The 20,011-nt window shown below is 37.0% G+C and carries 22 protein-coding genes and 2 rRNA genes; 15 read left to right on the forward strand and 9 right to left on the reverse strand.

What is annotated here, in order from left to right; genetic code table 11:
• Positions 1–2: 2 nt before the first annotated feature.
• The 3 genes from ACX12B_RS05750 to ACX12B_RS05760 all read left to right on the forward strand — a co-directional run bounded on the left by ACX12B_RS05750 (position 3) and on the right by ACX12B_RS05760 (position 5,955).
• Positions 3–1,472, forward strand: a 16S ribosomal RNA gene (locus ACX12B_RS05750).
• Between the two features lie 147 nt (positions 1,473–1,619).
• Positions 1,620–4,609 (forward strand): 23S ribosomal RNA (locus ACX12B_RS05755).
• Together the 16S and 23S rRNA genes form the textbook arrangement of a ribosomal RNA operon.
• Before the next feature lie 221 nt (positions 4,610–4,830).
• Positions 4,831–5,955: a sensor histidine kinase gene (locus ACX12B_RS05760; protein ID WP_459353088.1), complete on the forward strand. Its 1,125-nt coding sequence runs from the start codon at positions 4,831–4,833 to the stop codon at positions 5,953–5,955.
• A 167-nt stretch (positions 5,956–6,122) separates the two neighbouring features.
• Here the strand turns inward: ACX12B_RS05760 and ACX12B_RS05765 are convergent, their stop codons facing one another.
• Complete coding sequence (locus ACX12B_RS05765; protein ID WP_459353089.1) at positions 6,123–6,602, reverse strand: RDD family protein; 480 nt, start codon at positions 6,600–6,602, stop codon at positions 6,123–6,125.
• Between the two features lie 97 nt (positions 6,603–6,699).
• On the opposite strand from ACX12B_RS05765, the gene ACX12B_RS05770 reads away from it, so the two are divergent.
• The gene (locus ACX12B_RS05770) at positions 6,700–6,831 is read left to right on the forward strand and encodes a hypothetical protein (protein WP_459353090.1); all 132 of its coding nucleotides are present in this window, start codon (positions 6,700–6,702) and stop codon (positions 6,829–6,831) included.
• Between the two features lie 40 nt (positions 6,832–6,871).
• Entirely contained in the window at positions 6,872–7,714 is an 843-nt protein-coding gene (locus tag ACX12B_RS05775) for a class I SAM-dependent methyltransferase (protein WP_459353091.1), read from the forward strand.
• Here the strand turns inward: ACX12B_RS05775 and ACX12B_RS05780 are convergent.
• Complete coding sequence (locus ACX12B_RS05780) at positions 7,704–8,798, reverse strand: hypothetical protein (protein WP_459353092.1); 1,095 nt, start codon at positions 8,796–8,798, stop codon at positions 7,704–7,706. The genes ACX12B_RS05775 and ACX12B_RS05780 overlap by 11 nt on opposite strands.
• Before the next feature lie 131 nt (positions 8,799–8,929).
• Between ACX12B_RS05780 and ACX12B_RS05785 the strand changes: the two genes are divergently transcribed.
• Both ACX12B_RS05785 and msrA read left to right on the forward strand, forming a co-directional pair.
• Positions 8,930–9,331 carry a DUF6659 family protein gene (locus tag ACX12B_RS05785; RefSeq protein WP_459353093.1) on the forward strand — a complete coding sequence of 134 codons (402 nt, stop codon included), beginning with the start codon at positions 8,930–8,932 and terminating at the stop codon, positions 9,329–9,331.
• A gap of 64 nt (positions 9,332–9,395) precedes the next feature.
• Positions 9,396–9,848 carry a peptide-methionine (S)-S-oxide reductase MsrA gene (gene msrA / locus ACX12B_RS05790; protein ID WP_459353094.1) on the forward strand — a complete coding sequence of 151 codons (453 nt, stop codon included), beginning with the start codon at positions 9,396–9,398 and terminating at the stop codon, positions 9,846–9,848.
• Position 9,849: 1 nt separating this feature from the next.
• On the opposite strand, the gene ACX12B_RS05795 is transcribed toward msrA, so the two are convergent.
• Complete coding sequence (locus ACX12B_RS05795; protein WP_459353095.1) at positions 9,850–10,281, reverse strand: universal stress protein; 432 nt, start codon at positions 10,279–10,281, stop codon at positions 9,850–9,852.
• A gap of 77 nt (positions 10,282–10,358) precedes the next feature.
• Between ACX12B_RS05795 and ACX12B_RS05800 the strand changes: the two genes are divergently transcribed.
• Genes ACX12B_RS05800 through ACX12B_RS05810 form a run of 3 tightly spaced genes read left to right on the forward strand, consistent with a single transcriptional unit; the run spans position 10,359 to position 12,091 of the window.
• A complete protein-coding gene (locus ACX12B_RS05800; RefSeq protein WP_459353096.1) occupies positions 10,359–11,204 on the forward strand; it encodes an alpha/beta fold hydrolase in 846 nt (281 codons plus the stop codon).
• A gap of 36 nt (positions 11,205–11,240) precedes the next feature.
• Positions 11,241–11,666: an AbrB/MazE/SpoVT family DNA-binding domain-containing protein gene (locus ACX12B_RS05805; protein WP_459353097.1), complete on the forward strand. Its 426-nt coding sequence runs from the start codon at positions 11,241–11,243 to the stop codon at positions 11,664–11,666.
• On the forward strand, positions 11,663–12,091 hold the full coding sequence (locus ACX12B_RS05810; protein ID WP_459353098.1) for a hypothetical protein: 429 nt from the start codon (positions 11,663–11,665) through the stop codon (positions 12,089–12,091). The genes ACX12B_RS05805 and ACX12B_RS05810 overlap by 4 nt, the downstream gene beginning before the upstream one ends.
• 36 nt (positions 12,092–12,127) lie before the next feature.
• Here ACX12B_RS05810 and phaC read toward each other — a convergent pair whose 3' ends face one another.
• Both phaC and ACX12B_RS05820 read right to left on the reverse strand, forming a co-directional pair.
• Complete coding sequence (gene phaC / locus ACX12B_RS05815) at positions 12,128–13,192, reverse strand: class III poly(R)-hydroxyalkanoic acid synthase subunit PhaC (protein ID WP_459353099.1); 1,065 nt, start codon at positions 13,190–13,192, stop codon at positions 12,128–12,130.
• Positions 13,182–13,760 carry a poly(R)-hydroxyalkanoic acid synthase subunit PhaE gene (locus tag ACX12B_RS05820; RefSeq protein WP_459353100.1) on the reverse strand — a complete coding sequence of 193 codons (579 nt, stop codon included), beginning with the start codon at positions 13,758–13,760 and terminating at the stop codon, positions 13,182–13,184. Before ACX12B_RS05820 ends, phaC begins: the two co-directional genes overlap by 11 nt.
• A 53-nt stretch (positions 13,761–13,813) precedes the next feature.
• Here ACX12B_RS05820 and ACX12B_RS05825 point away from each other — a divergent pair, with 53 nt between their 5' ends.
• Together ACX12B_RS05825 and ACX12B_RS05830 are read left to right on the forward strand one after the other, a co-directional pair.
• Positions 13,814–14,206 carry a DUF6659 family protein gene (locus tag ACX12B_RS05825; protein ID WP_459353101.1) on the forward strand — a complete coding sequence of 131 codons (393 nt, stop codon included), beginning with the start codon at positions 13,814–13,816 and terminating at the stop codon, positions 14,204–14,206.
• A 35-nt stretch (positions 14,207–14,241) separates the two neighbouring features.
• Positions 14,242–14,652, forward strand: coding sequence for a phosphoribosyltransferase (locus tag ACX12B_RS05830; RefSeq protein ID WP_459353144.1), 411 nt, complete (start codon positions 14,242–14,244; stop codon positions 14,650–14,652).
• On the opposite strand, the gene ACX12B_RS05835 is transcribed toward ACX12B_RS05830, so the two are convergent.
• Together ACX12B_RS05835 and ACX12B_RS05840 are read right to left on the reverse strand one after the other, a co-directional pair.
• Positions 14,649–15,563, reverse strand: a complete 915-nt coding sequence (locus ACX12B_RS05835) for a transcription initiation factor IIB (protein ID WP_459353102.1) — start codon at positions 15,561–15,563, stop codon at positions 14,649–14,651. The two genes, ACX12B_RS05830 and ACX12B_RS05835, sit on opposite strands and share 4 nt — an antisense overlap.
• A 107-nt stretch (positions 15,564–15,670) precedes the next feature.
• Complete coding sequence (locus ACX12B_RS05840; RefSeq protein WP_459353103.1) at positions 15,671–17,110, reverse strand: M57 family metalloprotease; 1,440 nt, start codon at positions 17,108–17,110, stop codon at positions 15,671–15,673.
• A 118-nt stretch (positions 17,111–17,228) separates the two neighbouring features.
• On the opposite strand from ACX12B_RS05840, the gene ACX12B_RS05845 reads away from it, so the two are divergent.
• Positions 17,229–17,570, forward strand: a complete 342-nt coding sequence (locus ACX12B_RS05845) for a hypothetical protein (protein ID WP_459353104.1) — start codon at positions 17,229–17,231, stop codon at positions 17,568–17,570.
• Here the strand turns inward: ACX12B_RS05845 and ACX12B_RS05850 are convergent, their stop codons facing one another.
• Positions 17,571–18,578 carry a biotin--[acetyl-CoA-carboxylase] ligase gene (locus ACX12B_RS05850; RefSeq protein ID WP_459353105.1) on the reverse strand — a complete coding sequence of 336 codons (1,008 nt, stop codon included), beginning with the start codon at positions 18,576–18,578 and terminating at the stop codon, positions 17,571–17,573.
• 36 nt (positions 18,579–18,614) lie between these two features.
• Positions 18,615–19,133: a hypothetical protein gene (locus ACX12B_RS05855; RefSeq protein WP_459353106.1), complete on the reverse strand. Its 519-nt coding sequence runs from the start codon at positions 19,131–19,133 to the stop codon at positions 18,615–18,617.
• Between the two features lie 80 nt (positions 19,134–19,213).
• Between ACX12B_RS05855 and ACX12B_RS05860 the strand changes: the two genes are divergently transcribed.
• Positions 19,214–19,624 (forward strand): CoA-binding protein, encoded by a 411-nt coding sequence (locus tag ACX12B_RS05860; protein WP_459353107.1) that lies wholly within the window; start codon positions 19,214–19,216, stop codon positions 19,622–19,624.
• A gap of 1 nt (position 19,625) precedes the next feature.
• Positions 19,626–19,991 (forward strand): hypothetical protein, encoded by a 366-nt coding sequence (locus tag ACX12B_RS05865; protein ID WP_459353108.1) that lies wholly within the window; start codon positions 19,626–19,628, stop codon positions 19,989–19,991.
• Positions 19,992–20,011: the final 20 nt, after the last annotated feature.

The following is a 20,011-nucleotide window of genomic DNA, read 5'->3' on the forward strand; positions in this document are numbered from 1 at the left end:
AGAATCCGGTTGATCCTGCCGGACCTGACTGCTATCGGATTGATACTAAGCCATGCGAGTCATTGTAGTAATACAAGGCAGACGGCTCAGTAACGCGTAGTCAACCTACCCTATGGACGGGAATAACCTCGGGAAACTGAGTATAATGCCCGATAGAACACTATACCTGGAATGGTTTGTGTTCCAAATGAATGTCGCCGTAGGATGGGACTGCGGCCTATCAGTTTGTTGGTGAGGTAATGGCCCACCAAGACTATTACAGGTACGGGCTCTGAGAGGAGTAGCCCGGAGATGGGTACTGAGACACGGACCCAGGCCCTATGGGGCGCAGCAGGCGAGAAAACTTTGCAATGTGCGAAAGCACGACAAGGTTAATCCGAGTGGTTTGTGCTAAACGAACCTTTTGACAGTCCTAGAAACACTGTTGAATAAGGGGTGGGCAAGTTCTGGTGTCAGCCGCCGCGGTAAAACCAGCACCTCAAGTGGTCAGGATGATTATTGGGCCTAAAGCATCCGTAGCCGGCTCTGTAAGTTTTCGGTTAAATCTATACGCTCAACGTATAGGCTGCCGGGAATACTGCAGAGCTAGGGAGTGGGAGAGGTAGACGGTACTCGGTAGGAAGGGGTAAAATCCTTTGATCTATTGATGACCACCTGTGGCGAAGGCGGTCTACCAGAACACGTCCGACGGTGAGGGATGAAAGCTGGGGGAGCAAACCGGATTAGATACCCGGGTAGTCCCAGCTGTAAACTATGCAAACTCAGTGATGCATTGGCTTGTGGCCAATGCAGTGCTGCAGGGAAGCCGTTAAGTTTGCCGCCTGGGAAGTACGTACGCAAGTATGAAACTTAAAGGAATTGGCGGGGGAGCACCACAAGGGGTGAAGCCTGCGGTTCAATTGGAGTCAACGCCAGAAATCTTACCCGGAGAGACAGCAGAATGAAGGTCAAGCTGAAGACTTTACCAGACAAGCTGAGAGGTGGTGCATGGCCGTCGCCAGCTCGTGCCGTGAGATGTCCTGTTAAGTCAGGTAACGAGCGAGATCCCTGCCTCTAGTTGCCACCATTACTCTCAGGAGTAGTGGGGCGAATTAGCGGGACCGCCGCAGTTAATGCGGAGGAAGGAAGGGGCCACGGCAGGTCAGTATGCCCCGAAACTCTGGGGCCACACGCGGGCTGCAATGGTAACGACAATGGGTTTCGAATCCGAAAGGATGAGGTAATCCTCAAACGTTACCACAGTTATGACTGAGGGCTGCAACTCGCCCTCACGAATATGGAATCCCTAGTAACTGCGTGTCATTATCGCGCGGTGAATACGTCCCTGCTCCTTGCACACACCGCCCGTCGTTTCATTGAAGTGAGCTCTTAGCGAGGTGACGTCTGATTGGCGTTATCGAACTTGGGGTTCGTGACAAGGGAAAAGTCGTAACAAGGTGACCGTAGGGGAACCTGCGGTCGGATCACCTCCTTAGATAAGGAAAGTGTACGGATGCACTAATCTTCACATCAAATCATCGATGCAATGCATCACGAAAGTGGTGTATGAAGGATGTAGCGGGTCCCTGCCAGGGGACTTGCAATGATCGTCGTGCATAGTCGTGTAATATGTGGCTGAATTTGCCGGTGTAAAGACGGTAATAGGTGGATTGCTAGGCTTGAGGAGAGATGAAGGACGTGGCAAGCTGCGATAAGCTCGGGGTAGGCGCACGCATCCTATGATCCCGAGATGTCCGAATGAGAATCTTGCACTTATGTGCATTCCAGTACACTAGTATTGGAAGTCGAACCGTGGGAATTGAAGCATCTTAGTACCACGTGGAAAAGAAATCAATTGAGATTTCCCAAGTAGAGGCGATCGAAAAGGAAAGAGCCCAAACTGAATCCTTCGGGAGATGTGGTGTTTTGGTATGATAATATGGAATCTTGAAACACAGCTGAAATGTTCTGAAAAGTACTGACATAGAGGGTGATATCCCCGTAAGCGAAATGGGAAGAGTCCTATTCATACCCGAGTAGTTGTCCTTGGTAGTGGGCAATGAATACAGGTGAAAGTAGCATCTGAGGCTAAATATCTCTCAAGACCGATAGTGGACTAGTACCGTGAGGGAAAGCTGAAAAGTACCCCGGAAGGGGGGCGAAAAGTGCATGAAACCTATTACTTACAGACGTGCATGGCATGGAAGGTGATTTTTTCATTTTGGAGATTCTAGCAATAGAGTTGAAGATTTGATGTTCAAGTCATCAGTGTCATGCGTTCCGTCTCGAAACACGGGCCAGGGAGCTAACTGTCATGGCAAGCTTAAATCTTCAAAGATGAAGGCGAAGGGAAACCGAGTTCTCGCAGCATTGTGAGGAGAAGCGTGTGAAAGTGCGTAGAGTCATGGCGGCTAGGCTAGAAGCCAGTCGATCTATTCCTGGGCTAGATGAAGGCGGGCGAAAGCCCGCTGGAGGTCTTAAGACGTTCTGACGTGCAAATCGTTGTTGTGACCTGGGAATAGGGGTCAAAAACCAATCTAGACTGGCGCTCGCTAGTTCCAACCGAAGCGTCTCGCAGGGCGTGCTTTGTGGAGATAGTGTTTCCGGTAGAGCACTGATAGAGCGGCGCGGGGGAGAAATCCCTCACCGCTCATTCAAACTCCGAACGGATATACATCGTAGAAGCAAGGACACGGGTTCATGTGGCGTAAGGCTCATGACCGAAAGGGGTTTAACCCAGACTGAAGTTAAGGTCCCCAAATTTTTGCTAAGTGTCAAGCTAAAGAGCGTGTTCTCGCCAAGACAGCAGGGAGGTAAGCTCAGAAGCAGCTATCCTTTAAAAAGTGTGTAACAACTTACCTGCCGAGGGGGGATGCCTCAAAAACGGACGGGGCTAAAGCAAAGTACCGATACTTTAGATAATCATCAATGGATGATTCGTGGTAGGTTGGCGTAGTGATTGGGTCGAAGCAGGGCGGTGACGTCCTGTGGACCGGTTTCTATTGCAGATCCTGGCGGCAGTAACAGCATAGTATGGTGAGAATCCATACCACCGTAAGCGCAAGGGTTTCCAGGCAATGCGTTATCAGCCTGGAGGTAGTCGATCCTAAGATGTACCTCAACAGAGTACACCGAATGGGAAACTAGTTAATATTCTAGTACCTTGCATGGAGCGTTTGAGCTATATGATTCGCTTCCGGATAGGGATTGTACAATCGTCGTTGTATCCAACTATTCGAGAATTGGGGAGTGTCGTAATGACGAGAACCAGTTCGAGGTAGGAATGGCTCCGCGTTAGCGGAGTTTTCTCGATTCCAGGAGACCATGAAAGATTGTGTAGTTAGCAATGTGCAAGATCGTACCCAGAACCGACACAGGTGCGCTGGCTTAGTAAGCTAAGGTGCTACGGGTATACCGTATGGCGAGGGAATTCGGCAAATTAGTCCTGTAGCTTAGGTATAAGGGATGCCTGCGATCTTCATGAGGAATGGGGACCGCAGGTTGCAATGACAAGGGGGTTTCGACTGTTTAATAAAAACACAGGCGACTGCTAGTCCGAAAGGATTTGTATAGTCGCTGAATCCTGGCCGGTGCCGGTACCTAAAACTTGGGTTCAACCGAGCTAAGGGCCGGTTAACGCCGGGAGTAACTCTGACTCTCTTAAGGTAGCCAAATGCCTTGTCGGGTAAGTTCCGACGCGCATGAATGGAACAACGAGAGCCCCACTGTCCCCGCCTACAACCCGGTGAAGCCACATAAGGTGGACGAACAGTCCATCGCCTTCCATCGGGGAGAGAAGACCCCGTGGAGTTTTACTGCAGCTTGTGCTTGTGGTATAGTAAGAATTGCACAGGGTATCTGGGAGCCATGCTTAACACTCTCCGGGGTGTTAAGAAGCAACGATGTAACACCAGACTCTTTTTGCAGTACCACTTATCCAGTGAAGACCGGAGACACGTGCAGGTGGGCAGTTCGGCTGGGGCGGCACCCCTTTGAAAAGATATCAAAGGGGCCCAAAGTTGAGTTCAAACGGGGCAGAAATCCGTTGAAGAGGGCAAAGCCAAAAACTCGACTGAATGGATTTCCAAACGCACGGAATTCATAGACGAAAGTCTGGCTTAGCGATCCTTCGTGTGCCCACTATTGGGGCCCGGAGGTGACAGAAAAATTACCCCAGGGATAACAGGCTCGTCGCGGGCGAGAGCTCCTATCGACCCCGCGGTTTGGTACCTCGATGTCGGCTTTTCCTATCCTGGTCCTGCAGCAGGGGCCAAGGGTGAGGCTGCTCGCCTATTAAAAGGGAACATGAGCTGGGTTTAGACCGTCGTGAGACAGGTCGGTCTCTGCCTGATGGAAGCGTGAATAACTGAGGGGAAGTTGCTCCGAGTACGAGAGGAACAGAGCAGCGTGGCCACTGGTTTACCGGTTGTCTGACAAGGCAGGCCGGGCAGCTAAGCCGTTTAGGCTAAGTGCTGAAAGCATCTAAGCACGAATCCTATCCCGAGACAAGTTATTCTTTCGTAAGATGAAGGTCGGCAGCAGAAGACTGCGTTGATAGGAAGGTGGTGTAGATCACAAGCTTCGGCGAGTGGTGAGCCAGCCTTTACTAATAGACCAACACATCGGTTCAGCCACTTACATAGAGACTATGCGCGATGAATCATTTTATTCATCAAAGTGGAATATACACGACTTGTACGATGATTTCATTTTTAATCATGCTTAGCGAAGGCTATGCATTTTTTTATGATTTGAAATTCCCTAGTGAAAACTATGCACGACTATTTTACCTTGTTATTGAAAATAACACACAACCCTTTGTATTATATCCAATGGGATCGTAAACTGTACATGAAAACTTCGACAGCACTAAAGAAACTCAATCTAAATATTTCTGAATTTGAAGAACGACTTTTTGATCATTCTATTGTTGGAATTACTGATGAAGAAGGAACAATAATTTATGCAAATAAAAATTTCTGTGATATTTCAAAATACACTGCTGATGAATTAATTGGAAATGATCATAGAATATTAAAATCTAAAGAACATCCCCCTGAATTCTTTGCAGAGATGTGGGATACTATTACTGCTGGAAAAGTTTGGGAAGGTGAAATCAAAAACAAAGCAAAAGATGGCTCATTTTATTGGGTAAAAACAGTAATCATTCCAATCACTGGTGAAAAGGGAATCAAAAATTATGTTGCAATCAGAAATAACATTACTAAAGAAAAAGAGATTCAAGAAAGATTGCTAAGTATGGAAGATGCTCTTCTTAAACAAAATGTAACCTTGCTTTCAGAAGTTGAAAAGAAAAGCGAAGAGTTGGTAAAATCTGAAAGACTTGCAACTATTGGTACTATGGCAAGTAGAGTTGCACATGATTTGAAAAACCCTTTGACAATAATTCATACTTATGCTGATATGTTGACCCCTGAGATTCTTGCAAAACTAGATCCTCAAGACAAGGAAAAATGGTTTAGATTGCAAACATCTGTTTTGGATATGAATCGAATTATTGAAGATGTTTTGGATTTTGCACGAACTACAGAAATCAAAAAGAAAAAGGTTTCTTTCTTGAGTATCTTGAGATTGGCAATGAATCATGTAAAAACCAGTTATGGTATTGCCATTAATTTACCTGAAAATGATATTTCCATAAAATGCGATGCAAGAAAGATGGAAGGAGTAATGTCGAATTTACTTAACAACGCAGTTTATGCAGTTGATGGTCAAGGTGAAGTTGATGTGGAAATATCTTCAGATTCTAAAAACATTACAATCATTGTAAAAGACTCTGGACCTGGAATTCCTGAAAAAGATTTAGATAAAATATTTGAGCCTATGTATACCACAAAAACCACTGGTACAGGCTTGGGCCTTGTAATCTGTAAGAGTATTGTTGAGCAACATGGTGGAACTATATCTGTAAGTAACAAACCTACCACATTTACAATTACTATGCCTCTATCTTAGACTCTGATTTGGGATTATTCTTCTAACTCAATATCATTTTGAAGTTCTTTTGGTAATCCAATCCACCATTCTTTTTGATTTTCAGACATCAAAAAAACAGATCGAAGGTTGCTAATAGATCTGTTGGTAAAATCTTCAAAGTAATGGTTAAAGAAAATATGACAATGTTAGTCCTTCAAATATGTGGCATCTGAATTATCTTGAATATCTTTGATTTTAACAACAATCGTGTCTCCTAACTTGTTAAAGATTCTTTGTCTATTTTGATTTGTTAAAATCCATCCTAACACCACATCAAATGGTAACAAAAAGGATTTTCCAAAACTGCTAATTAATACACTTTTGAAATTTGGGGATTTGCCGTGCATGTTTACACTTTTCAAATTAAGAATTTTTTTACCAATTGTTTGTCCTGTTTTGTATTCTAGAATACTCCAATAAACAAAAAACATAACACTAGTTGGAATGTACTCGCTATTTTCTATCCAAAAAAAACTCTCTTTAAATTCATAATCTATTCCTCCAAATGATACAAAAATTATTGCAGTTGATATTGATGAAATTATGATAAAATCAATTAACCATGCAAAAAACCTGTCCGACCATTTTGCAAGAATAATTTTTGATGGTATCTTTGAGTCACTCACGAACTAATTAATTAATCCAAATTTATAAAACATGTTAATCATTAGTTAACCTCCATTACAACATATTTGATTTATCTCTCAACAACTATCAAAACACATGAAAGCAAAATTTGCAACATCTTGTGTTTCTTGTGGAGATAAAATTCAACCAGGAAAAGAGATCTCTAAAAACCACGATGAAAAATGGGTTCACAAGCATTGTGCTGAAGACTCTGAAGGATTACCCTAGAAATTAATATGACTCTGTTCAATTAATTTTGAATTTCTTTTTGGTATCAATTAACCCTCTTGATGTATTTTTGTGGACATTTCGTAGAAACGAAAAAGACACTGTAAATCTCTACAATACTTTATCCCCTGTTATGCAACTTGCAACTGGTGGATCTATGCTAAATTTTGGATACTGGTCTTCAGAGCATTCTAATCCTATATCTGCTCAGGCAAATCTATGCATGATTTTTGCAAATCTTGCTGAATTGTCTTCTGCCAAACATGTACTTGATGTTGGTAGTGGTTTGTCTGCCCCCTCTCATCTTTGGCAGCAAAAATTCCCACACATTCTCTTGTATGATGTCAACATCAACTATTCTCAATTATCATATGGGAAAAAACAAAAAATTGAATTTTTAAATTCCTCATCTACAAAACTTCCCTTTACAGATAATTCTGTAGATCGAGTTTTGGCATTAGAATCTGCACAACACTTCAAACCACTTTCTGATTTTATCTCTGAATCAAAAAGAGTGCTGACAAATTCTGGATTACTTGTAATTGCCATACCTATAACTCTTGGAACTTCTTCTCTCAAAGATTTGGGTATGTTGAAATTTACGTGGTCTTCTGAACATTATTCTTTAGATGATGTAAAAAACACCATAAACTCATCTGGGTTTGAAATTAAACATGAACAGTTAATTGGAAATTTTGTATATGATCCTCTTGCAGACTATTATTTGAAAAATAGAGAACAACTCAAAAAATCTATTTTACAAAAATATCCAAACTATGTTGAAAATATACTATGCAAATCAATCATTAAAATGAAAACTGCGTCTCAAAAAGGAATTATTGATTATGCGCTTCTCAAATGTAGTCCAAAAACTAGACAATGAGAATTCTTTTTTCAATCATGTATTCTAAGGCTTGAATGTATTCATCTTCTGAAGTCAATCCATCTATAAACCACATGGCACTTGTTTTCCACCATGAAGGAATTTTCAAACCATGATACTGTATCCCTTCTGATTCTTCAAACACGTTGGTCTGAAGTACTGATGTTTTTTCCCAGTTAGTGGTAATTTCAGTTTTCTCGAATTTTTCAGATAACAAAAGTCCTGTTTGTTTGTCAATTATTATTACCTTGGTTTTATCTTGATTTTCTGCAACCATTCCTTCTCTTAGAAGATTACCAATTGGGTATGTTGCAGTTCCATACACTTTGTATTTTTCATCAATTACATCCCCTATTTCTATTGGAACTTTATAGAGAAATTTCTCTGTTCTGCAACATTTTTCTTCAACAGGAATTCTTGATTCTTCATCTAGTAAGAACTGGTGATTTTTTATTCCTTCTTCTGAAATTATTCTTGAATTGATCATAATTCCCCCATCATCAATTTTTTCTACTTCAAACTTTTCTGTGATTGTGTTTCCGTATTTGCTAGTGTGAGAATAAGTAACATAATCTGTTTCTTTTGCACATAGTCCATCATAACATAATCTTTCACTAACATTGTCTATGACCTTTGGAGAAATTATGTTATTTTTTATTAGTGCCCTTACTCCATATGCATATAGGCTATCTTTGTATTTCCCATCTGTCCACCTTGCTGTGTCTTGAATTACCCAAACAGGCATGGTTGTGAATTCTTTGAGATGTCTTTCTTTAAGGAAACTTGAATCTCCCAAGTATTTTTCAATTTCAGCAATTAACACAATATCTCTTGCTTGATGTGTACTGCTCCATGCAATGTGATTATACAAAATAGCACATGCTCTTAGATTTGGATACTGAGGATGTAGATCAATTAATGTATCTAGGCCAAATATTCTATATTCGTCATAGAAAAATTCACAGAACTCTAAAATGTCTTCTGGAGTGTGTACTGTAAAATCCGGTTGATGCGCAAATGTGCTCTGTGCACTAAAACTCACTAATACAATAACTGATATAATTAGAATTATTGCAATTTTCAATACTGGTACTTTTCAGTTTTTACTTATTAATTCCATGTAAAAACTTGTTCAACTTTGTGACCAATTTGGAATTTTTTTTAATTGATAACATTGACTAGGTTTTTATTTTTGATATCCTAACTTACTTTGTCATGGCTAGTTCTGAAGGCACTTTGAATCTGTATGCTGAAAAATGTAGTAAATTACTTGAAGAAGAAGAAATTCGTTTTGCTGGGATTGTCGATAAAGATGGTCAATTGATTTCTGGTGGTTTTAAAGAAGGACTCACACCTTATGAGGGCGATGAAACTAGACTACAATCATTTTTGGAATTTGTCTCCAAGGCATCTATAAGAAAAGAATATGATGAAAGTTTAGGCCCAATCAACTATTTGGCTGCTAGAAGAGACAAAGCTGTTCTTGTTAGTTTCCCATTTCCTATAACTCAAATTCTCTTACTAATCTCTGCAGAACCTACTGCTAACATTGAAAATTTGGCCAAAAAGGTAGTTGAAATTTTTACTGATGTTACTAAAAGATTATCAAAACCTTGAAAATACTCTGATAAGGGGTTCTAGCAAATAGTTTTAATTCTGTTTATGTTTTAGATTTTTTGAATTGAAAGCAACATTTGGTGCGGGCTGTTTTTGGCATGTTGAGGATTTACTTAGCAAAACAAAAGGAGTCAAATCAACTCAAGTAGGATATATTGGTGGTAACCTTCCAAACCCGACTTATGAAGAAGTATGTACTGATAGAACTGGACATGCTGAAGCAGTAGAAATAGAATATGATCCTAACGAAATTTCATATGAAGATCTCTTAGATGTTTTTTGGAACAATCACAATCCCACAACACTGAATCGTCAAGGCCCTGACGTTGGAATACAATACCGTTCTGCAATTTTCTACCATGATGAAAAACAAAAAGAGATTGCAGAAAAATCAAAATCTAAACTTGCCTCTTCTGGAAAATATGATAATCCAATTGTAACTGAAATAACCCCTGCTCCTACCTTCTACAAAGCAGAAGAATACCATCAAAAATATTTCAAAAAAAATGGATTTTGAATTATTTTACAACAAGAACTGGAATCTTTGCTGTGTGTATGACATAATTTGATACACTTCCAAAGAATAATTCTTTTGCAGAACTTCTCCCTCGTGAACCAATAACTATCATATCGAATTTTCCTTTACCTTGTGCAATCTTGATTATGTTGTATCCTATGTTCCCGTACATTATTTTTTCTTTGAATACTATGCCATTTTTTGCAGCCAAAACCTTGGATTCTTCCATGATTTTTTTTACTTCTTTGTTTAATGCTTTTTCAACAGATCCTATTCCTCTAAATTCTGAGTGGGGTGCGGCATAAATTGAGAATACACCTGTAATGGTTGCCCCACATTGTCTGGCAAGTGTAATGGCCATCTCTAAACCTCTTTGGGAGTTTTTTGACCCATCTAATGGCACTAATATTTTTGAGATTTTTTTCGTTGTCATATATTCTCACTACCTTTGATCCTAAAAAAGATACTTTTTGAAAGTCTAATAGATTTTTCCAAAAACTCAAAATTACCATGATCGCTAAATTAACTAAAACTTATCTACTGATGATAATTGAAGCTAAAATGGTGGACGAAAAATTTCTTCAAATTGATGGAAACAAGATTCGTTATTTGGAATCTGGAGATTCTGATAAAACATTAGTTCTAATTCATGGCTTAGGTGCATCTGCTGAAAGATGGGATCAAGTTATGCCTATTTTTGCAGAAAAATTTCATGTTGTTATTCCTGATCTCATTGGGTTCGGATATAGCGACAAACCTCTTGCTGATTACACTATTGATTTTTTCTCAGATTTTCTCAAACAATTCCTAAAAACTGCAAATATTTCTAATACTAATCTAATTGGTTCTTCACTTGGCGGTCAAATATCTGCTGAATTCACTGCTGCAAACCCTGATGTTGTTGAAAAACTTGTCTTGGTTTCTCCTTCGGGTGTAATGAAACAATCTACTCCTGCACTTGATGCATACATTATGGCTGCCCTATACCCTAATGAACAAAATGCAGCAAATGCATTTGAAATGATGGAGGGCTCTGGTGAGAGCATTGATCAAAAAATTGTAAGTGGTTTTATTGAAAGAATGCAATTACCAAATGCAAAACTTGCATTCATGTCAACTATACTTGGTTTGAAAAATGCTGAAATTATCACAAAAAAATTGCCCTCCATCTTAACCCAAACGATGCTAATTTGGGGTAGTGATGATCCAGTGATTCCAATACAATATGCTGATGATTTCATCTCATCCCTAAAGGACTGTCGTTTTGTTCGCATGGATGGATGCGGTCATACTCCATATGTTCAAAACCCTCGTGTATTCTCTGAGAAAGTATTGGATTTCTTAGGTGTTTCATAGGTGCACTTAAATACCTGTTGATTCCAACTATTACCTATGAATGGTAATAATAACCAATATGACCCAACTACTATGTTCAAAGATTGGATCCAAAAAAGTGGACGTGCTCAAGCAGAGTTTATAAAAAATTTTGGCGCTTTGATGACTAATCAAACTAGTCAAACATTCAATCCTCTTGATACTCTAAAAGAAGTTTCAGATAACACTAGACAAGCTCAATCAAACATGATGGAAAACATGTCTTCTATGCAAAACAAAAGCATGGATACCATGTTTAGCATTGGACAAATGCTTCCATCTTTTATGAATTGGGGTGCATACAAAACTACCATAAGCAGTAATGGTAGAATTTCTATTCCAGAGGCAGAACGTAATGCCCTTGGATTAGGCGAAGGTGACTTGGTTCAAGTCATTGTTCTTCCAATAGCAAAAAAATCAAAAGCTAGGGAGGTGAAAAATTGAGTAAGAACGAACAGACCCAATCAAATCCAAAAGATCTATTTTCTGTATATCAACAAAACGTAGATAAATTCTTCAACGGTATTAGAACATCAGTACCGCAGTATCATCAAGCAATTACAAACGTACAACAGGAATTCATACAAGCTTATGAAAACGTTGCAGATTCAACCCTAACATTACAAAAAGAATTTGCAAAGAAAGCAGGTATTGCAGCAAACATTCCTGAAGCTACAATCAAAGTAATGCAAGATACAACAGAAGAAGTCGTAAAGGCTACATCAATTCAAAACCAAGTAACACTTGCAACTATTGATGCAACACAACAAAATATCAAAACCTTTAACGACAACGCAAAATCATTTGCTGAGTTAAACAGAAACATTCTACAATCTTGGATTTCTGCATTCACCACAAAGAACAACTAGTGGCGAATCAAATTTTTTAATTTTTTCTTTTTTATTTTATGATCTTTCAGCTAACCATTGTCCTAGCTCAGGTAATACCTTCTTTTGGGATAATGAACTGGCAATCATTCCAACATGTCCTGTTGGATACATTCGCAATGTCTTATCTTCACTGCCTACTGCATAATGAAGGGGCATGCTGCACTCTGGTGAAACTAGATGGTCACCTACTGCAACTTGTGTAAAAATAGGCATGTCGATCTTTTTCAAATCTACTAGTTTACCTTCTACATGCATTTTGTTTTGAATGAGTAAATTGTCTTGATAGATGTCTTTGATCCACTGTCTGAACAACTCTCCTGGAATTGGAGGTGTATCTCCTAACCATTTTTCTACTCTGAGGAAACTATCTACAAATTTTTTATTTTCAATATTTTTAAAGAAATTGACATATTTTTCAATCCCTTGTTCAAATGGTTTGAGAACTGAAAAACAATAATACATGAATTCTGGAGGCATATTGCCAATAATTTCAACCATTCTATCAACATCCATGTGCTTTGCAAGATTGCTAATTACTGTAGTGTCTCGCCAACCATCAATCACTGGTGCTGTTGCTATGTAATTTTTGACACTTTCAGGATGCAATGAAGCATATGTTGTAGCAATTGTTGCTCCTGTACAATATCCTTGCAATGAAATTTTTTCAGTTGATGTTTCATTTTTTATATATTCTACATATGCATCTAGATACCCATTTACATAATCATCAAAATCAAGATACTTGTCCATACTAGTTGGTGTTCCCCAATCCAACATATACACATCAAATCCTTGTTGGAGTAGATTTCTAACCCAACTCTTTTCTGGATGAATATCTAAAATATGATATCTGTTAATCAATGCATATGAAATCAATAATGGTGTTTTGTGTTGTTTATCTGTAATTGGTTTGTAATGTAATAATCTAGTTTTATCCATTTGTTGTACTGTATCATGTGGTGTGACCTCTAAACTAATTTCATCAGGGGCTGCCACTAATTTTGGCGCTTCAATCACATTCTTACTGAATTTTAAAATCTCTTCAATTATTTTTGGGTCTATTTTTGACTCACTTTGCATTGTTTTTCATCTCCTTTTTCTTTAACTCTAACTCAAGTTTTGCAACTCGTTTTTTCAAAGAATGTATTTCTTTGTAAACTTCATCAATTTCTTCTTTACTTGGAAGATTTACTGATTGTAATATTACATTTGTAATGTTGTTCCAATGTTTTGTCAATTCTAATTCTTTTGAAACAAGTTTCCCATAATTCTCTCCAAATTTTTCTGAATCAAATAATTCGGTAAAATCGTTATCAAAAATATCTATCCAAATTCTTTTCACTGCTTCCATTTGCTCAACATCTTGTGGAATTTCAGGTGCCTTGAGATTGACCTTTTTTTGTGCATCAGTCCAGGCATCTGCAAGTTGTTTATAATATTCTGTTAGGTGTTTGTTAAATTCCATCAAATCTTCATTAATCTCAATTAATTCAGTTGAGATTTTTTTAGAATTTGCTGCAAATGCTCGCATTGGGCCAATTGATGCTAAAGCCTGAGGCTTGCTTGACATCAAGTGTATAATATCTGTCCAGAAAAGTGAAAGGTGTTTGTAATAATCAGTAATATCTTTAGTAGATTCTGATTGCATAGACATCTATTGAAACAGATCGCAATAAATAGTTCGCTTGTATAATTAGACAAATGGAGAACATTGACGAACTAGAGAAACTCTGTAAAAAAATAACAAAATTAGATCCTAAGATGCGCTCTGCTAGGCTCATCAACAGCAGAGGCCATTTGATGGCTGGTGGTATGAGGGATGGACTACTCTCACTTGAGGCTCAAAAACAAGACGAAATGATGTTTATGGAATTGGCATTACGTGTTAGAATGAGACATGAATTTGATAAAGAATTTGGCATAGTTCATTTTTCAATGTCTTATCGTGATAAAGTAATTGTCATGAGTTTTCCATTATCTGGCGATGATGTATTGCTAATTTCTTGTGAGAAAGATATCGATTTTGGAAAAATACCATTTAAGATTCTCAAATTAATTGAACCCCTGAAAAATTCTCCTATGAAAACATTCTAAACATAACAACTTAATTCTACCAATATGATTTTTTTATATTGTCTCAAGATGTTACTTGGTCTGAAATTGAATCAATTGTAAAAAGACTGTCCGCTAAAATTTCAAAACTACCTCAAACCTTCTCAAGTATTACAACTCTTAGTAGGGGAGGACTAGTTCCTGCACGTTTAATTGCAGATCAATTGGGAATTGATAAAATTTTTGTTGATAAAAAGAAAATATCTTCTGATTCTTTGTTTGTAGATGATATCTTTGATACTGGTGACACATTTAATGGAATTATAAAACAAGTTGATGTTCCTTCAAAATTTATTTTTGCAACATTATTTGCAAGACCTGGAAAAAAATATCCTAAACAATTACTCTATGGTAAAAAAACAAACAATACTGCATATGTTGTATTTCCTTGGGATAAATTAGAGTTTAACCGTTCTAAGAATGATTAGTCATCATTAATCATTTTTCTTAATCCTGCACATCTATTTCTGATAGTAACTTCAGTTACCCCTGATGCGATGGATATGTCTTTTTGAGATTTTACTTCTCCAGTACTAATACATGCAAGATAAAGTGCTGCAGCTGCTATTCCCATTGGATCCTTTCCTGCAACTATTCCCATCTTTTTTGCTTCATCAAGTATTGCAATTGCTTTTCGTTTGCTTTTCTCACTAAGTTCTGCAATGCTGGCAATTCTTGAAACTCCTTTTACTGGATCTACTACTGGCATCTTTAGTTCTAGTTCTCTGAAAATCAATCTATAACATCTTGCAACATCTTTTCTTCTGATATTGATTCCTTTTGCAACATCATCTAGTGTTCTTGGTGTTTCTGTATTTCTACAAGATGCATAAAGGCATGCTGCTACTAATCCTTGAATTGAACGTCCTCTTACTAGTTTTTTCTCCATTGCCTTTCTGTAAATGTAAGCTGCTTTTTCAATAACTGCATCAGTTAATGCTAGTTTGTCTTTTAGTTTGTCCATTTCATTAAGTGCTTGTCTAAGGTTTCTGTCTGCTGAAGAATGTGCTTGACTTCTACTGTCCCAAGTTCTTAATCTTTCAATTGAACTTTTTACACTTGCAGATAGTGGTTTTCCTGTTGAATCTTTGTTAGCAGCACCAATTACTGTTGATAATCCCATATCGTGCATTGTAAGTGATGTACCTGCACCTGTTCTTGCTTTGTTTCCTTCATCATTTGAAAAAGAACGCCATTCTGCACCTGTATCTGCAATTTTATCCGATACTACAAATCCACATTTTCCACAAAATAATTCGCCTGTACTCTCATCTGTAATCATTTTTTTATCGCCACAAGCTGGACATTTTGAACCTGTAACCATTTGATTTCTAAGCATAATCTTGAATTTCCGCACTTGCCTTATTATTCATTTTACATAATTTCTACCGGTTATTTGTGTGTAGGTTGAGCTAACTATAATTTTTTTTAAAAATATTTGGAAATTTAACTCAATAAACAATATGCGTATGATGGTGTGAATGATGGATACATTATGCTAGTTTTATCCTCTACATGTTTCAAACCTATAGAATGACCTAACTCATGTGTCATGATCGTTTCAACACTATCTACATCATACAATTGAAAACTTCCATCGCAATTGTAATCTCCTAATGTAACTTCTACAACCCCTTTACCTAGATGTGCATGTCCTAAAACACCATCTCCTATGTTTCGAACTACCCATGTTACCCAAACATTTGCTTCATGTTTCAAGTCTGTAATCTCAAATTTCATTTTTGCTTTTTGGTTGTTTGTTGATAATTCTTGTTCTTCCCAAAATGCAAACGAATTACTTAATGTACTTACATGATCTAATGGCAATCCTGATGGCTGTTCATTAATGTACACTTTGTAGTAGATAATGTATGTGTCATCAATAATTTCGTATGTAGGATCTGGGAAACTACTGGATGCTCTTTTTACCTCGTCTTCAAAATTCCATTTTACATAATCTCTAAGGAATTTTTTAATTACATCTTGACTGGGATTTGGATATTCTATGTATCGTTTTTCTTTTGAAATATTATTTGAAATATCTCTGAGATATTTTGTAAATAAATAAAATTCGCGGTCTAATTCTTCTTGTGTTTTCTGTATGGTATCTTCTATTTTGATTACGATTAATCCTTTTTCTATCATGTATTGTATTCCTTGTACAAATGCCTCATCATCAATTTGATCATCTGCCCACCAACCTGCATTATTTTTTATCCATTCTGGAATTTTCTCCTCAGAAACATTTTGAGTTTCTACTGGTGGAATCTCAATAATTTTATTATTAATCATGTATATCAATGCAGAAACAAATTCCGAGTCTGCAATGTTATCTGTTGACCACCATTTTGCTATTGGTTTTACCCAATCTGGTATGGATGAAGTTGGCTGTTTTTCTAATCCTTTAGGTTTTTCTGTAGGTGTGTACGGGTATTTTGAAACTACCTTGTCTATGAATTCCTTGTAGTTTTGTATGACTGTACTATCAGGCTTTTCTTTAAGGGCTCTCTCAAAATATAATGTTGCTTCTTGATATTCTCCCAAATTCCCAAATCCCACTCCCATTCCAGCTAGTGATATGATGTCATTTGGTCTATGTTGTAGAACTGTAAAGAATTGTTCTAAAGACTTTTTGTGATCTCCCATGTTGCTATGTGCTATACCTTTCATCTTTAGCGTGGAGATGTTATTTGGTGCGATTTCTAATATCTCATCATAAATTGCTATGGCTTGATTGTAATTCCCATTAGAAAAAAACTCCATTGCTTGATTAAACATTATTTCTGGCTCTTCATTTGTTTGAGCAAATGAAACTCCTGCAATACTTTGTGTACTGAGTATACTAATAACTAAAAGACAAAAAATTTTTTTAAAATGACTTAACATAATTAGTAACTGTTTAGTGGTTTATTTCTATTTTCTACTAATTTGTACGCATGCAGTATTTCCTGTTTTCTTTATACCCTAGAAAATCTTTAATTTATTCGGAGTCTGTGTTTTGATATTGGAAAAAGTTGGGGCAGGTAACATTATCTATGATCTTCGCAAGAAAATACAACAGGCACAAGCAGACTTGGCACAATTAGGTGAGCCTGTATCTGATATTCCTGAATTAGTTGAAACTGCAAATCTCATAAGATCTAATGAATACTTGCAGAAAGCAAACCTAAAACAAAACGAATTACTTTCTGTTTATGAAAAATATTCTGAAGCACTTGAAGAATTACTTTCTACTGTGTTTGAAATCCAAAACGATCTCAAAGAAATTGTAAAAGAACAATCCTCATTACTCTCAAAACAAAAACGTACTTCTAGTAAACGAAAAACAAAAACGCCAAAAAAATGATTATTTTGTTACGTGGATAATATCACCAGCTATCACTTTACTTGTATTTTTGTTATTAGATACTACCAAGGCACCGTCTTCATCAATTCTAATTGCTTTACCTTTAACTTCTCCGTCAATCGTACTTAGTTTAACATTTTTTCCAATTGTTGATGATCTTTTTGTCCATTCAGAAATAATTTTTTTTGTTTGTTTTGAATCTAACAATTTGTATATTTTCTCCAACTCTATCAAAAATGATTGTACTAATTCAACTGGTCTAATTTTTGATTTTTGTTCATTAAGTGATGTGACTCCGTAAAAGTTTGGAGTCCCTTTAAGATTTTTTTCAATCTGTTTTACATCTACATCAAAATTAATTCCAACCCCCAATACCAAATTTTCGATTTTGTTTGATTCTAATGATACATCTACTAGCATACCTGCCAGTTTTTTGCCTTTGATTGTTATGTCGTTTGGCCATTTTAATTCTGGAGAAATTTTGAATGTTTTTTCTAGTGCTATTGATAATGCTAGTGATGATGCAATTGGAAATAATGTTGTTATGGTTATGTCAAATTTTGGATGTAAAATAACAGAAAACCATATTCCTCCTTTTGGCGACACCCATTTTCTTCCAGATCTTCCTCTTCCTCCAGTTTGTTTTTCTGCGACAATTATTGCACCATTCTTTTTAGAATCTTCTGCCATTTTTAATGCCTGATTTTGTGTAGAATCTGTTGAATCAAAGTAAAATGCCTGCTGACCAATCTTTTTTGTCTTTAATCCTGAAGTAATTTCCCAAGGAAGCAAGGCATCAGAGTTTTTTGTTAATTTGTATCCTAGTTTTTGTTTTGATTCCACTGTATATCCTAATTCTTGAATTTTTTTGATATGTTTCCATACTGCAACTCTGCTAATTCGTAGTACATCACTCAAGTCTTGTCCAGAAAGATATTCTGTATTGTGAGTTTGCAAAAATGTTAGAACTTTAACTAATCCTGGATTGTCAAAAGAATTGTAAATCAATTGTAATTTGTTTTTGTATCAAGTATAAAATTTACACTAGAAACCAATGTCTATGTCAAAACCACCATCGTCCATGCCTCCACCATCCATACCATCGTCCATGCCTCCACCCGCACCATCTGGCATGCTTTCAGCTGGAACATAATCTCCCATACTAGCACCAATCATACTAAACATCATACTAAACATCATGATATCCATTACTCCAAAAAACATCATCATTGGGAAAAATGATCTGTTATCGTCCATGAATCCTTGAAGTTTTTTCTTGTCTCCACTTTGGTATAGTGCCTGCATTTGATTCCATTTATCTTTAATTTCATGCAATCTGTGGTCTAATTCATTTGAACCTTTTTCAGTAACTTTTAACTCGATTTTTTTACCTAGCCATCCCTTCTTCTCTTCTACTGTGATGAAGCCTTTTTCTTCTAATTTTTCTAAAATTGTATCCAGCTCTTCAGGTTTAATTTGAGTTGATCTTTGAATTTTATCAAATTTTCTCTCTCCTCGTCTAATTGCTCCTAAAACTATGACGTCTTTAGCTTCTTCTTCCATGTATATTGTTTAATTTTCCTATTAAAAAATTCTTTGCGTAATTTTTCAAAAATTATATTCTTGATGATTATAGATTTGCCATGGAACAAGACAAACATTCTGATGAGCAAATTCAAGATATCTTGTCTCTGAAAAAAGTGGCAGTTATTGGAATGTCAAAAAATCCTTCAAAGGCTGCCCATTATGTGCCACGATATCTATCTGAAAATGGATTTGATATTACTCCTGTAAATCCTACTGCTGATGAAATTTTGGGAAGAAAATGTTATGGATCTATCACTGATATTGATGAAGACGTTGACATTGTAGATGTTTTTAGACCGTCTGAAGAGGTCTTGCCGTTTGTTCAGGATGCAATCAAGAAAAAACCCAAAGTCATTTGGCTTCAAGAGGGTATTCATAACCCTGAAGCAGAAAAACTTGCTAGAGACGCAGGTATTGATGTTGTCTTTAATCGATGCATGTTAGCAGAACACCAGAGACTGTGTTGATATGGAGAATTTTGAAAATTTTTACCATGATCTACTTGATTTGGCAAAAAAATATGAATCAAAAAATATTCCACTAAAGATTGAAAAAGATCTTGAAAATGATATTATCAAAATATTTGGGGAGAGAATTACTTCACTATCACGAGCAAAAAATGGCCTTAGTGATGTAACTGAGTTATCTTATACTACTGCAGAACATCACCCATACTGGAATTTGTTGTATAATTGCTCAGAAATTGCTACTAGTGTTTTAGAAAAATGGAAAGACTCACTTTCAGATGAGGATTTGTCTGATATAGAATGGGCAATTCGAGAACTAACTCAGTCACTTGAAAAAATCAAAAATAAAAACAATGTTGATTCCTAGGCAGAGATAAATATTCTGAG

The sequence above is a fragment of the Nitrosopumilus sp. S6 genome, assembly GCF_054515815.1.